17 protein-coding genes are annotated in these 13,106 nt (G+C 65.2%); 7 read left to right on the forward strand and 10 right to left on the reverse strand.

Annotation, left to right across the window (positions count from 1 at the left end):
- Positions 1 to 15 precede the first annotated feature (15 nt).
- Positions 16 to 1,188: an Ig-like domain-containing protein gene (locus PMN64_RS19180; RefSeq protein WP_411781750.1), complete on the forward strand. Its 1,173-nt coding sequence runs from the start codon at positions 16 to 18 to the stop codon at positions 1,186 to 1,188.
- A gap of 33 nt (positions 1,189 to 1,221) precedes the next feature.
- On the opposite strand, the gene PMN64_RS19185 is transcribed toward PMN64_RS19180, so the two are convergent.
- The gene (locus PMN64_RS19185; protein ID WP_411781751.1) at positions 1,222 to 1,602 is read right to left on the reverse strand and encodes a c-type cytochrome; all 381 of its coding nucleotides are present in this window, start codon (positions 1,600 to 1,602) and stop codon (positions 1,222 to 1,224) included.
- Between the two features lie 63 nt (positions 1,603 to 1,665).
- Here PMN64_RS19185 and PMN64_RS19190 point away from each other — a divergent pair, with 63 nt between their 5' ends.
- The gene (locus PMN64_RS19190) at positions 1,666 to 2,559 is read left to right on the forward strand and encodes an NAD-dependent protein deacetylase (protein ID WP_411781752.1); all 894 of its coding nucleotides are present in this window, start codon (positions 1,666 to 1,668) and stop codon (positions 2,557 to 2,559) included.
- A 121-nt stretch (positions 2,560 to 2,680) separates the two neighbouring features.
- Here the strand turns inward: PMN64_RS19190 and PMN64_RS19195 are convergent, their stop codons facing one another.
- The 8 genes from PMN64_RS19195 to dctA form a co-directional block, all read right to left on the reverse strand.
- Positions 2,681 to 2,977 carry a hypothetical protein gene (locus PMN64_RS19195; protein ID WP_411781753.1) on the reverse strand — a complete coding sequence of 99 codons (297 nt, stop codon included), beginning with the start codon at positions 2,975 to 2,977 and terminating at the stop codon, positions 2,681 to 2,683.
- Entirely contained in the window at positions 2,974 to 3,252 is a 279-nt protein-coding gene (gene minE / locus PMN64_RS19200) for a cell division topological specificity factor MinE (protein WP_026192121.1), read from the reverse strand. Before minE ends, PMN64_RS19195 begins: the two co-directional genes overlap by 4 nt.
- Positions 3,252 to 4,067 (reverse strand): septum site-determining protein MinD, encoded by an 816-nt coding sequence (gene minD / locus PMN64_RS19205; RefSeq protein ID WP_016842305.1) that lies wholly within the window; start codon positions 4,065 to 4,067, stop codon positions 3,252 to 3,254. The genes minE and minD overlap by 1 nt, the downstream gene beginning before the upstream one ends.
- 21 nt (positions 4,068 to 4,088) lie before the next feature.
- A complete protein-coding gene (gene minC / locus PMN64_RS19210) occupies positions 4,089 to 4,805 on the reverse strand; it encodes a septum site-determining protein MinC (protein WP_411781754.1) in 717 nt (238 codons plus the stop codon).
- 203 nt (positions 4,806 to 5,008) lie between these two features.
- Entirely contained in the window at positions 5,009 to 5,272 is a 264-nt protein-coding gene (locus tag PMN64_RS19215; RefSeq protein WP_411781755.1) for a hypothetical protein, read from the reverse strand.
- A gap of 18 nt (positions 5,273 to 5,290) precedes the next feature.
- Positions 5,291 to 6,268 (reverse strand): tripartite tricarboxylate transporter substrate-binding protein, encoded by a 978-nt coding sequence (locus PMN64_RS19220; RefSeq protein ID WP_411781767.1) that lies wholly within the window; start codon positions 6,266 to 6,268, stop codon positions 5,291 to 5,293.
- Between the two features lie 88 nt (positions 6,269 to 6,356).
- Positions 6,357 to 7,286 (reverse strand): LysR substrate-binding domain-containing protein, encoded by a 930-nt coding sequence (locus tag PMN64_RS19225; RefSeq protein ID WP_411781756.1) that lies wholly within the window; start codon positions 7,284 to 7,286, stop codon positions 6,357 to 6,359.
- A 24-nt stretch (positions 7,287 to 7,310) separates the two neighbouring features.
- Positions 7,311 to 8,627, reverse strand: coding sequence for a C4-dicarboxylate transporter DctA (gene dctA, locus PMN64_RS19230; RefSeq protein ID WP_411781757.1), 1,317 nt, complete (start codon positions 8,625 to 8,627; stop codon positions 7,311 to 7,313).
- Between the two features lie 314 nt (positions 8,628 to 8,941).
- On the opposite strand from dctA, the gene PMN64_RS19235 reads away from it, so the two are divergent.
- The 4 genes from PMN64_RS19235 (at position 8,942) to PMN64_RS19250 (ending at position 11,878) form a co-directional block, all read left to right on the forward strand.
- Positions 8,942 to 10,084 carry an FAD-dependent monooxygenase gene (locus tag PMN64_RS19235; protein ID WP_411781758.1) on the forward strand — a complete coding sequence of 381 codons (1,143 nt, stop codon included), beginning with the start codon at positions 8,942 to 8,944 and terminating at the stop codon, positions 10,082 to 10,084.
- A gap of 23 nt (positions 10,085 to 10,107) precedes the next feature.
- A complete protein-coding gene (locus PMN64_RS19240) occupies positions 10,108 to 10,506 on the forward strand; it encodes a carboxymuconolactone decarboxylase family protein (RefSeq protein WP_028341542.1) in 399 nt (132 codons plus the stop codon).
- Positions 10,496 to 11,347 carry an alpha/beta fold hydrolase gene (locus tag PMN64_RS19245; RefSeq protein ID WP_411781759.1) on the forward strand — a complete coding sequence of 284 codons (852 nt, stop codon included), beginning with the start codon at positions 10,496 to 10,498 and terminating at the stop codon, positions 11,345 to 11,347. Before PMN64_RS19240 ends, PMN64_RS19245 begins: the two co-directional genes overlap by 11 nt.
- Positions 11,348 to 11,467: 120 nt before the next feature.
- On the forward strand, positions 11,468 to 11,878 hold the full coding sequence (locus PMN64_RS19250) for a hypothetical protein (protein WP_155258557.1): 411 nt from the start codon (positions 11,468 to 11,470) through the stop codon (positions 11,876 to 11,878).
- 208 nt (positions 11,879 to 12,086) lie between these two features.
- On the opposite strand, the gene PMN64_RS19255 is transcribed toward PMN64_RS19250, so the two are convergent.
- The gene (locus PMN64_RS19255) at positions 12,087 to 12,353 is read right to left on the reverse strand and encodes a hypothetical protein (RefSeq protein ID WP_028341544.1); all 267 of its coding nucleotides are present in this window, start codon (positions 12,351 to 12,353) and stop codon (positions 12,087 to 12,089) included.
- A 447-nt stretch (positions 12,354 to 12,800) separates the two neighbouring features.
- On the opposite strand from PMN64_RS19255, the gene PMN64_RS19260 reads away from it, so the two are divergent.
- Positions 12,801 to 13,037: a DUF6894 family protein gene (locus tag PMN64_RS19260; protein ID WP_028341545.1), complete on the forward strand. Its 237-nt coding sequence runs from the start codon at positions 12,801 to 12,803 to the stop codon at positions 13,035 to 13,037.
- Positions 13,038 to 13,106: the final 69 nt, after the last annotated feature.

Here is a 13,106-nt window from a genome sequence, read left to right on the forward strand (position 1 = left end):
CCGCGGATGACAATCATGAGCGCCACGGCGATTCGACTGGTCATTCCGTTGCTGGCACTTGCCGCCGGCGGCACGGCGGCGCTCGTCTTCGGCATCCGCCAAACCCAGCAAATCCTGGGCGGGAACACGCCTTTGACGGCGACGGCACCATCCGCACCGGCCGCTCCCGCGCGAAACCAAGACGCGCGAAACCAGGACAAGACTGCGCTGGCAAAGGCGCAAAGCGAGACCGCTGCCTTGGCCGAAACGCTGGCGGGACCGCCGCCAGCACCAGGCGGCGACGCGGTGCCGGAGTTCGACGTCGTCAACATCGAGCCGACCGGCGAGACCGTTGTCGCCGGTCGGGCGCTACCGGGCACGACGGTGGAACTGTTGCGCAATGGCGAGGTGCACGATCGCGCCGTGGCGGACAAGTCCGGCCAGTTCGTCATGGTCCCGCGCCCGCTTCCGCCGGGAAACTATGACCTGACCCTGCGCATGACGCGCGACGGCAAGCAGGTGACCTCCAAGCAAAGCGTTGCGGTGGCGCTCGAGGCTGCGACAAGGGAGCGGCCGATGGTGGCGCTGATGGCGCCGGACAAACCGGTCCGCGTGCTGTCGCAACCTGCGGCCACGGCGCCGGCGGCCGGGAAAGTGGCCATCGAGGCCGTCGAGACCGAACCGGACGGCAAGCTCCATGTGAGCGGTCAGGCAGCTCCCGGCGCGACCGTCAGGCTCTATCTCAACGGCAGTTTGATCACGTCCGCGACAGCCGACGAGAAGGGGCACCTCTCGGTCACGATCAACAAGGGCGTGACCGCCGGCAATTATCAGGTGCGGCTTGACGACGTCGACCCCACCTCCGGCAAGGTCCGCGCACGTGCCGAGGTGCCGTTCAACGTTCCGGACACGATGACGACCGCATCGATCCCGGCATCGCCAACCTCGTCCGGCCGTGCGGATATGGCCAAACCGCAGCTCGCTGCGGCGGCAACCGCCACCGCATCTGATGTGAAGTCCCCCTCCGCCGTGATCGTGCCGAAGATCACGACGACCACCGTCGCCCGCGGCGACAGCCTGTGGCGGATCAGCCAGCGTGCATTCGGCGCCGGACAGCGCTACGCCGTGATCTATCGGGCTAACTCGCAGCAGATCCGCAATCCCAATTTGATCTATCCCGGACAGGTCTTCGTCGTGCCGGCAAGGTGAGACCGGCCTTCCGCCAACGGTCACTTGCAACGGTCACTTGCCGGGGGATTTCAGGAACGCCACGATCCTGGCGCGATCCTCCGCCGAGCGCACGCCGGTATACGGCTTCATGCCGTTACCCGACACCACGGCCTCGGGATCCTCGATGAAGCGCAGCAGCGTGCTCTCATCCCAGACGATGTCGGATGATTTCATCGCCTCCGAATAAGGAAAGCTCGCAACCGATCCGGCCTTGCGGCCGACGACATTGTGCAGGTTCGGGCCGGCGCGGTTGTCGCCGTCCTTGACCGTGTGGCAGGTGCGGCAGGAATTGTTGAACGCCTGCTCGCCCGACACGCCGGCATCCTGACCATGGGACGGCGACAGCGCCACCGACATCAACCCGCAAACGACGACGATGAATCCCGGCCGCATCGATCACTCCGTCGGCAATTGCGCCAGGCAAACAGGCGCGCGCAGCACCACGTCTCGGGTGCCATGCGGTCAACGCAGAGGCCGCGTGAAAGGTCCGCTCGCGGCAGGCCCCACATCTGGCGCAGGCGCGCGCACCGCACTAGATGTGCTGCCATGCAACACCCCGCCCTGCAGGATTTCATCGCCGGCCACCAGCGCTTGTTTGTCCTGACCGGGGCCGGCTGCAGCACCAATTCCGGCATTCCCGATTACCGCGACAGCGACGGCAACTGGAAGCGGACGCGCCCGGTCACCATCCAGGCATTCTTGGGCGAGGCGGCGACGCGGCAGCGCTATTGGGCGCGCAGCATGGTGGGCTGGCGGCGGTTCGGCTGCGCCGCGCCGAATGGCGCGCATCGCGCGCTGGCCAAGCTCGAACAGCAAGGGCGCTGCGAGCTGCTGCTGACCCAGAATGTCGACCGCCTGCACCAGGCCGCCGGCAGCCAGCGCGTGATCGACCTGCACGGCCGATTGGACGTGGTGCGCTGCCTCGGCTGCGGCGCGACGATACCGCGCGAACAATTTCAGGACGAGCTCGCGCGGCTGAACCACGCCTGGCTCACGCTCGATGCTGCCGACGCACCCGACGGCGACGCCGATCTCGAGCAGGATTTTTCGTCGTTCGTGGTGCCGGCCTGCGAGGCCTGCGGCGGCGTGCTGAAGCCCGATGTGGTGTTCTTCGGCGAGAACGTATCGCGCGATACGGTCGCGTCGGCGCAGGCCCATCTTGAGCAGGCCGACGCCGTGCTGGTGGTCGGCTCCTCGCTGATGGTCTATTCCGGCTTTCGCTTCGTCCGGATGGCGGAGCAGCGCGGCCTGCCGATTGCCGCCGTCAATCTCGGCCGCACCCGCGCCGACGAGCTGCTCACCCTCAAGATCGAGGATAGTTGCGAGACGGCGCTGTCCTTTTTGCTGTAGGTCGCTGCTCTCTCCACGTCATTGCGAGGAGCGATAGCGACGAAGCAATCCATCGAGCCGCCTATGCGGAAAAATGGATTGCTTCGCTTCGCTCGCAATGACGATGGGCCAGGTTATCGCACTACGCGCGATGCCGTTGCGCCTTGGCCATCGGCAGATTGGCGTTCCAGTGCGTCCAGCTGACGCTGGCGAGGCTGCCGAGGTCGGTCGCGAGCGGACGACGGGTGCGGCGCTCGTACTCGGCGATGCAGCGGCCCGACTCGCCGATCTTGCGCTGCAACTCGTCGATCGTCATCTGCGTCGCGCGGCCGCAATTGGCCTTGCCGAGCTGATCGGCCTCGATCGCCTTCAAGGCCGCACGCAGCTTCTTGAGCTGCGCGCGCTGCCAGGCAATGTGACTATCGCTGTCTGCCGTCATGTGGCCGCCACCATCTTTGATCGTTGCACGCCATTGGGAACCTCGATGTCGACCTCGAGCATCGAGACAAACTTGCCGCGGTCCATCCGGACCACGACCTTGTCGGGGTCGACGTCGATATGCTTGGAAACCACGCTCAGGATTTCCGAGCGAAGTGTCTCCAGGAGATCGGGCGCGCCGGTCCGGCCACGCTCATGCGAAAGCAGGATCTGCAACCGCTCCCGCGCGACGGGCGCCGATGCGGCGCGGCCGCCGAACAGCCGCATTACGTTCATCATGCCGCCCTCCGTCGCAGTAGCCGATCCATCAGCCCCTTGCGTTGAACCGGCACGGTCATCTCCACCGCCTCGCCCATCAGGCGGCGTACCGCGTCGGTATAGGCCCGCGCCGGCGCGCTGCTTGCTGCGTTCAGCGTGACCGGGCAACCGACATTGGAGGCGCGCAGCACGTCCTGGCTTTCCGGGACGATGCCGAGCAAGGGGGTCGCAAGGATTTCCAGGATATCGTCGATCGAGAGCATCTCGCCGCGCGCCGCGCGGCCGGCATCATAGCGGGTGACCAGAAGATGCTTCTCGACGCGCTCGCCGCGCTCGGCGCGGACCGTCTTGGAATCGAGCATGCCGATGATGCGGTCGGAGTCGCGAACCGACGACACTTCCGGATTGGTGACGATGACGGCTTCGTCGGCGTAGCGCATCGCGAGCGTCGCGCCGCGCTCGATGCCGGCCGGGCTGTCGCACAGGATCCAGTCGAACTTGGTCTTGAGGTCGGCGATCACGCGCTTGACGCCCTCTTCGCTCAGCGCGTCCTTGTCGCGGGTCTGCGACGCCGGCAGCAGCCAGAGGTTCTCCAGCCGCTTGTCGCGGATCAGCGCCTGCGGCAGCTTGGCGACGCCCTGCACCACGTTGATGAGGTCGAACACCACCCGACGCTCCGCGCCCATCACCAGATCGAGATTGCGCAGGCCGACGTCGAAATCGATGACGACGACGTTCTGACCCATTTGCGCGAGCGCCGCGCCGAGCGCGGCGGTTGAGGTCGTTTTGCCGACCCCGCCCTTCCCAGACGTCACGACCAATACCTTGGCCATTCTCTCTCTCCTTGTGGTCGGTCAGTTCAATGGTGTGATGCGCAGCATTTCGCCCTCGAGCCACGCCTGGGCGGGCCGGTTGCGCAAGCTGTCGGCGATTTCGTCCGCAGTCTGGTAGTAGCCGTCGATCGCGAGCAGCTCAGCCTCGATCCTCTGGCAGAAGATGCGAGCCGCCGAATTGCCGTTGATGCCGGCCATCGCGCGGCCGCGCAGCGTGCCGTAGACATGGATCGAGCCGCCGGCGACGATCTCGGCGCCGGAGCCGACCGAGCCGAGCACGGTGACGTCGCCCTCGGCAAACACGATCGACTGGCCGGAACGGACCGGGCTCTCCAGCAGCAGCGACGGCAACTTGGTCTTGTCCTTGTCCTTGTTTTTTTCCTGCACCTGCGGCTTCTGCGGCTCGACATGGGTGATCGCGCAGGCCCGGCCGCCGGTCAGAAGCGGCGGCATGTTGGCGCCGAGCTTCGCTTCGTCGACGCCCTCGATGCCGAGGATGCGGATGTTACGCTCAGCGAGGCTGCCGATCAGATGCGCGATCGCGGTCTGGCTGAGATCGACCGCCGAAAGGTCGAGCACGATGGGCTTGCCGGTGAAGAAGCCCGGCGACTTCGCCAGCGTCGCGTCGATCTCGGCCAGCCAGGACACGACAGGCACGACCGGCGAGAAAACGAACGCAACGTAGGAACGGCCGCGCATGCGGACCTGCTGACGTGCGACCTGTTGAGTTGCGTCCATCGCCCCTGACTCAGTTGTCTTGTCGAATGGTTAACAATCGGACCGCATGGTTAATCAAAGGTTAACGCGGTCAGGGTTTTCACCGATTTGGACAGCACTCGCCCCAGGACCTCGAAGCGCGCTTCGGCGTTTGAACATGGAATTGGGGGAGATACGGCCGCGTTTTTGAGCTGGATCAATTTTCTTCGCGCCAGACGGGGCTATCATTCCGGCAAGCGTTTACAGACCACGTCATGACCCACTCCAGCTGGATTGAGATCCTGCGGTGCCCGAAATGCCGACGCACGGGCCACGCTGAGCTGTCCGAGGTCGCCCCGCTTCGCAACCGAATTGTCCGGGTCTCGGAGGATTTCGAAGTTCGCCCCGACGAGCGCGGCGACGATTTCCAGTGCCGAGCTTGCAAGCTGCCAGCCCTGCCATGACAGATGCCTTGGCGCGCAGCTGCCCGTCACGTCGAAAAACGTCATCGAATCAAATAATTGCAGCTATTCCGCCTTGATATTCGCCGATTTGACGATCGGCCACCACTTCTCGACCTCGGCAGCCTGATGGCTGCGCAGCGCGTCGGGGCCCTGTCGGTCGGGCGGCGGGATCTCCTGGCCGAGCTCGGCGAAGCGTTGCCGGACGGCAGGCTCGGCAAGCGCCGATATCACCGCATTCGACAGGATCGACACGACGTCAGCGGGCGTGCCTTTCGGCGCCCAGATGCCGTGCCAATAGGCGATATAGAGACCCCGCAATCCGGCTTCATCGACCGTCGGAATCTCCGCTGCCGATGCAAGCCGCGACGATTGGGTCACCGCAAAAGCCTTCACGGTCCCGCTCTTCACCTGCGGCAGCGAGTTCGAGGCCTGATCGAACATGATGTCGATATGTCCGGCCATCAGATCGTTCAGCGCCGGTCCAGCGCCGCGATACGGCACGAAGGAGAAGTTCGCGCCGGTCAATTGCTGGAAGAACACGCCGGCCACATGCGCGCCGGATCCCGGGCCCGCGGTGCCCGCCGTCGCCTTGCCGCCATTGGCCTTGAGCCAGCCGATCAGCTCCTTCAGGTCCTTCGCCGGCAGATCGGGCCGGCCGATGATGAGCTGCGGCCCGCTTGCGATCAGCGCAATCGGCGCGAATTCGCGCACGTCATACTGCAGCTGGTAGATCGCGCCGTTCAGGCAATGCGTGCCCCAATGCCCGATCGTGATCGTGGTGCCGTCCGGTGTCGCACGCGCGGCGCGCAGGCCTGCAACGGTGCCGGAGGCGCCGGTGACATTCTCGATGATGACGGGATGGCCGAGCGTGCCGCGCATATATTCGGCGAGGATCCGCGCCAGCACATCGGTCGGCCCGCCCGCGGCGAACGGCACGATCATGGTGACCGGGCGCGCGAGGGTCTCCGCGCCGACACCGATCGACGCCAGCGGCAGCGTCGCCGCGCCGAGTGCGAGCTGCAGGAATGGCCGGCGAGACATGTTGGGCATCTGCGTTCCCCCTCATTTGTCATAGAGCCGGCATCGTCGGGCGGTCCAGCCTGAAGACGCGACGTCCGCCATTCGCTCGCTAGAAGCTCCAGCCCTTCGACGTGGCCCAGTCCAGCATGAATTGCTCGGTCTCGCGCCCGGCATCGGCGAGCCATGCGGTGAAGTCGGCGATGGCCCCGGCGCTTTCATTGTCGGCGAGATAGAACGAGCGGTATTCGCGCTTGCGCAGGCCGAGGTCGCCGAACGGCAGGCAGAGCTGGCCGGCCATCAGCTCGTCGATCACGAGAAACAGCGGAAACAGCCCGATGCCGATGCGCTCGATTGTCGCCTGCAGCGCGAAGAACATCTGCTCGAACCGCAGCGTCTCCTGATCCGCGCTCATCTCGCCGCCGGCCTGCGCGAGCCAGCGCGGCCAGTCATAGGGCTCGGTCAGATAGGTGATGAGGGTGTGATGCCGCAGATCATCGGGGGTGGCGAGCCGCCCGCGGCTCAAGAGATCGACATGGCAGACCGGTGCGATCAGCTCGGTCATGAAGTGCTGCGACATCCAGCCGACCGGCTCGCCGACATTGCCGCGGATCGCGACGTCGAACGAACGGTCGTTGACATTGAGCGGTCCGATCGAGGTCAATAGCCGCAATTCGACATCGGCGCGCATCCGCTGGAACGACGCGATACGGCGGATCAGCCAGCGCATCGCGAAGGTCGGCGGCGCGCTGACGCGCAGCACAGACGGCGAGCCGTACGCCTTCATGTCCATCGAGGCGAGCGCCAGCCGATCGAGGATGGCCGTGACCTCGCGGTAGTAGATCTGCCCGGCGGCGGTCAGCGTCAGTTGCGAGGGCGCGCGGCGAAACAGCTTGACGCCGAACCAGTCCTCGAGAAGCGCGACCTGGCGGCTGACGGCCCCGTGGGTGACGAGCAGCTCTTCGGCGGCCTTGGTGAAGCTGACGTGCCGCGCGGCCGCCTCGAATGTTCGCACCGCGTTGAGCGGTGGCAACTTTCTCATGGTCGTGTCGCGTCTCCGGATGCATCAGGAAGATAGCGTGGCGGCGTCCGGATTGTCGAGGGCGCGGACGAATTGGGCGCGGTCGAGGTCGCCTTCCCAGCGCGCCACCACCACGGTCGCCACCGCGGTGCCGATGAAGTTGGTCAGCGCACGCGCCTCCGACATGAAGCGATCGATGCCGAGCAGCAGTGCGATGCTTGCGACGGGAACATGACCGATCGAGCCCAGCGTCGCGGCCAGCACGATGAAGCCGCTGCCCGGCACGGCAGCCGCGCCCTTCGACGTCAAGAGGCAGACCACCACGAGGCCGATCTGCTGGACCAGCGACATCGGCGTGTCGGTGGCCTGGGCGAGAAACACGGCGGCCATGGTCAGATAGATGCAGGTGCCGTCGAGATTGAAGGTGTAGCCGGTCGGGATCACGAGGCCGACGGTCGATTCCGCGCAGCCGGCGGCCTTCATCTTGTCGATGAAGCGCGGCATCACCGATTCCGAGCCGGACAGGCCGAGCACCAGCAGCAGCTCCTCGCGGAGATAGCGGATCAGCTTGAAGATGCTGAAGCCGGCAAGGAGCGACACGATGCCGAGCCCGACGATCACGAACAGCACGCAGGTGAGATAGAACACCAGCATGAAGTGCGACAGCGCGACGATCGAGCCGACGCCGTATTTGCCGATGGTGAAGGCCATGGCGCCGAATGCGCCGATCGGCGCGATCCGCATGATCATGCCGATCAGGATGAAGAGGATATTCGACAGCCTCTCGATCGCCACCAGCACCGGCTTGCCGCCCTCGCCATGGCGTTGCAGGGCGATGCCGAACAGCACGGCGAAGAACAGCACCTGCAGCGTGTCGCCGCTGGTGAACGCGCCGCCCACGGTCGACGGAATGACGTTCATCAGGAAGCCGACGACGGACTGGTCGTGCGACTGCGTCACGTAGGAGGCGACCAGGCGGGAATCCAGCGTATCGGGCGAGACATGCATGCCGACGCCGGGGCGCGCCAGGTTGATGACAACAAGGCCGAGGATCAGCGCCGCGGTGGTTGCGATCTCGAAGTAAACAAGGGTTTTGACGCCGATCCGTCCGGCCTTGCGCATGTCGCCGAGGCTCGCAATGCCGTGCACCACGGTGAGAAAGACGATCGGCGCGATCGCCATCTTGATCATCTTGATCAGGGCGTCGCCGAGCGGCTTCAGCGCCGCGCCGACATCGGGCCACAGATAACCGACCAGCACGCCGAGCGCGATGCCGATCAGCACCTGGACATAAAGACGCGCATGCCAGGGCGCAGCGACGGCGTCAAGACGGGCGGCGCCGTCATTGGTGATCGTGGACATGGGCGTCGATCCTCTGATGTCTTTGGTGTTGGCCGCGCAGCAGGCATCGTCGGCAGACGCATCGCTGCAGCAGCGGCGGAACGTTGGCGGGCGATTGGCCGAAGCGCAAACGAGTTAAGCTCAGGCAGCGTGACCTCAGCTCACAGGCCGACCGCCGTCTCGATCGGCAATGGCGGCACGAGGCGCGAATGAGCCCACCCCGCGTGAGCCCACCTCACGCTCCGTCAGCATTACTCGTTTGCGGGCGCCGCCGGCTTTGGCCGACAAAAGCCGAGAAGCCGGTCGTCAACCGGCGCAAGCTGTGAGGAACGACAATGAGCAGACTTTCGGTGGCGGTGATCGGCGCCGGCATGGGCGGGCTTGCCTCCGCCGCGGCGCTGACCCGCGCAGGGATTGATGTGACGGTGTACGAGCAGGCCCAGCGCTTCACGCGGCTTGGCGCCGGCATCCAGATCGGCTGCAACGCCATGAAGGTGATGCGGGCGTGGGAACTCGAGCCGGTGCTGCGCCGCGAGGCGTTCTATCCGCGGTCCTGGAACAACAAGGAGCACGACACCGGCGAGGTGCGCTTCGACATGGTGTTCGGCCCGGCCGCCGAGGAGCGCTATGGCGCACCTTATCTGCTCGGGCATCGCGGCGATCTGCATGCGGCGCTCGCCAGCGCCGTGCCGGAGAAGCTGGTTCGTCTCGACCACAAGCTGACCGCGATCGAACAGCGCGCGGACCGCGCGGTGGCGCTGACCTTCGCCAACGGTCACAGCACGACGGTCGATGCCGTGGTGGCGGCGGATGGCGTGCATTCCCTGGTCAAGGAACGGCTGTTCGGCCGTGATGAACCGAACTTCACCGGCCGCATCGCCTATCGCACGGTGTTCCCGGCATCGCTGCTCAACGGTTATCCGATCGACGACTGCACCAAATGGTGGGGACCCGATCGCCACATCGTCATCTACTACGTCAAGCCTGATCGTAGCGAAGTCTACTTCGTGACCAGCCAGCCGGAGCCCGGATTTACCGTGGAATCCTGGTCGGCCACCGGTGACATCAACGAATTGCGCAAGGCGTTCGAAGGCTTCCATCCGCAGGTCCGCAAGGTGCTGGAGGCCTGTCCCTCGGTGCACAAATGGGCGCTGGTCGACCGCGATCCGCTGCCGCGCTGGAGCGACGGCAATATCACCTTGCTCGGCGACGCCTGTCACCCGATGACGCCTTACATGGCGCAGGGCGCGGCGATGGCGATCGAGGACGCCGCGGTGCTGTCGCGCTGCCTTAAGGGCGTCGATCGCGACGGCGTTTCCGACGCCTTCCGTCGCTTCGAGGCGACGCGCAAGCCCCGAACCTCGCGCGTGCAGGCGAGCTCGCGCACCAACACCTGGCTCAAGAACCCGACCGATCCGGACTGGGTCTACGGCTACGACGCCTGGACCGCGCCGCTCGCCGAGCCGGCGCTGGCGTGACCACACTTCAAGAGGAGAATACGATGACCGACGCAAATCCCCGCGGCGAGAAGTTCGAGCGCGGGCTGCAAACCCGCCGCACCGTGCTCGGCGACGCCTATGTCGAGCGATCGCTGAAGGCGGCCGACGATTTCAACTGGCCGATCCAGAAGCTCGCGACCGAATATTGCTGGGACGAGATCTGGAATCGCCCCGATCTCGACAAGCGCAGCCGCAGCCTGCTCAACCTCGGCATGATCGCGGCGCTCAACCGGCCGCATGAGCTCAAGGTGCATATCCGCGGCGCGCTCAACAACGGACTGAGCAAGGCCGAGTTGCGCGAGGTGTTCCTGCAGATCGCGGTCTATTGCGGCATGCCCGCCGGGCTCGACAGCTTCCGCATCGCCAAGGACGTGTTCGCGGAGATGGGCCTTGTCGACTGAACCGGCCCCGATCGAGATCGCCGCATGGCAGGGCTTTGTCCGGCACAATGTGCCGGGCAAGGCCGGGCGACTCAGCGTCCGCAGCGGCGGCCCCGAGCGCGGGACGCCGGTACTGCTCTGCCATTCGATCCTGACCAGCAGCGCGATCTGGCATCGGCAGGCACTCGCGCTCGCTGCCCGCGGCCATCGCATGCTCGCACTCGACAGCAGGGGTCACGGACAATCGGAGGCACCGCGCGGTCCCTACGCCATGGACGATCTGGTGGCGGATGCGATCGCAGTGCTCGATCACTTCGGTATCGCGCAGGCGCACGTGATCGGCGTCTCCCAGGGCGGCATGACGGCGTTCGGTCTCGGCGTGCGCCATCCCGACCGCCTCCTCAGCCTCTGTGTGATCGCTGCACGCGCCGATGCACCGCCACCATTCGCCGCCGCATGGGACGATCGGATCGCGCTGGTGCAAGCGCAAGGCATCGCGGCGCTGGCGGCGCCGACCGCCGAGCGCTGGTTCGGACCCGCCTTTCTCGCGGCACATCCGGCCATCGCCGCGACGCTGCTCGACTGCATCAACCAGACCGATCCCGAAGGCTTCATCGGCTGCGCGCGCGCAATCCAGTCCCTCGCCTATCTCGACGGCGTCAAGCAGCTGCAGGTTCCGCTGACAATGATCGTGGGCGCAAACGACCAGCTGCTGGTGCAGCCGATGACGGAGCTTGCAACGATGCTGGGTTGCCGGCTCGTGATCATTCCCGGCGCCGGGCATCTGCCTCAGGTCGATCACCCGGACGCGGTCGACGCCGCAATCAAACTCCACCTGCGCGAGATTGGGCCAGTGGCGTGAGGCGTGTCATCCGACCGCGAACGCCGCTCCAATAATTATCGGCGGTGTAAGGTGCTTCACATGCAACTCACAAGCGATGAGGTTGAATCGCGCGGACTACTTGTGCAGGAGGAGAACTCTATGTCCACGTATGTGACAGGCTTCACAAGAGACGCCAAATCCCAGAACGTCGTCGAGTTCGCGTCTGACCTGGCCCCGGACACCTGGATATCGATACCGCGGGGCCTGATCGAGAATATCAAGGAATTGCCCGGCAAGGCGGCACAAGGCGCTTACGTCAGGGTGGGCATCAAGCTCGCGGAGCCGGCCTCGCCTGAGGGAAAAGTCTTTGCAGCGCTGACCGACGGGCTCAACACCGCAATTGTCTCGCTTTCGCGGAAGGTCGCCCCCGCCCTGGACAGCACCGGCAAGGCAACGCACGCGAGCGACTCATGCATCCGTTGTCTCGAGGCCTGCAAGCTGATCGTCCTTCCTCCGGACGACCCATTTGCTCAGATTACTTGCATGTTGGGGTGCGCGGCTTGCCCATGAGCTCCTGAAAGAGAGGCTGGGCTAGCCGATCGGCATCTGCGCGGGTTCAACCAATCGACATGGCGCTTGCCGTCCGCCGCAAGGCACCACTTGGCGGCGGCGAACGGCACGAGCTTGCGTCGGACGCAACCGGGCATCGATGTATTTGCTCTACGCCCGAGGAAGACCCGCGACTTCGTCGCGGGCCTCCCGGGAAGGACTGTGCCGATCAGTGGACCGAACGGTCGGTGCGGGCAGCGGCCCGCGCGGTCGTCATCTTGTTGCGGGGCGTCAGAACGCTGAGTTGATGCGGCGTCGCCGACGTCGTCGCCACGGGCGCCTGTTCGCGGGCGTTGGCGGCGCCAATGACGCCGGCCTGCACCGCCGAGATCGGCAGGCCCGCGGCCTCGTAGGTCGGAAGCTCCGCGGCGGACACGGCGGTTGCGCTCGCGATCGCGAGAGCGGCGGCAATGGTGGAGAGGGAAATCTTGATCACGGAAGGCTCCTCAATGGCACGTGAGAAGCAGAGTTAGTCAGCTATTATTGCAATGCAATATCATTATTGCGGCACCGCACAAATAATTGATTGCCGGCGCGACCCAGCAGCCGTCGTGAACCGCTGCTCGTTAGCTTCGGATGTCAGGGATTGCCGCACGCTTCCTTGACCGTCCGAGAGAGATCTCGGCGCATCCGGGCTTGTCCCGGGCATGACGGCGCGGAAGAATCGGTTCATTCCAAATGCGATTGCCCTGCTATCGACCCGATGCGTCGTTCGACCTTCCGAACCGATGATGATGCAGGTCCACGTCGGGGTACTCAACAATGATGATCCGCCCTCCTAGAATAGCGGCTTGCCGTCCGCCTCCCCATGGTGCGATGACACCATCCTGATGCGTAGAGTTCGGCGCAGTCGTCGGAATGTTCGCCTCATCCGGAGACACCAATGCCGCGGTATTTTTTTCATATCCACGGCGGCCATTCAGTGCTCGATGATGTCGGCTTGGATCTTCCCGACATTTTCGCCGCACGGACGACGGCGATTGAACTGAGCGGCGAGATACTCAAGCACGACGTGACGGAGCCATTCTTGCGTCATCTTCGCTGGCATGTCGAAATCAGCGACAGCCCCGAGCCGGGCGGCCAGTCACTGTTCGTCCTTCGGTTTTCCATTGCGGCATGAATAGCAGCGAACGCAGCGCTCGCCTGGGGCGCCTCGTGGCCATTTTAAAACTTCGCGATCGAGCGCAGC

The organism is Bradyrhizobium sp. UFLA01-814, from assembly GCF_046718885.1.
Lineage (GTDB): Bacteria > Pseudomonadota > Alphaproteobacteria > Rhizobiales > Xanthobacteraceae > Bradyrhizobium > Bradyrhizobium elkanii.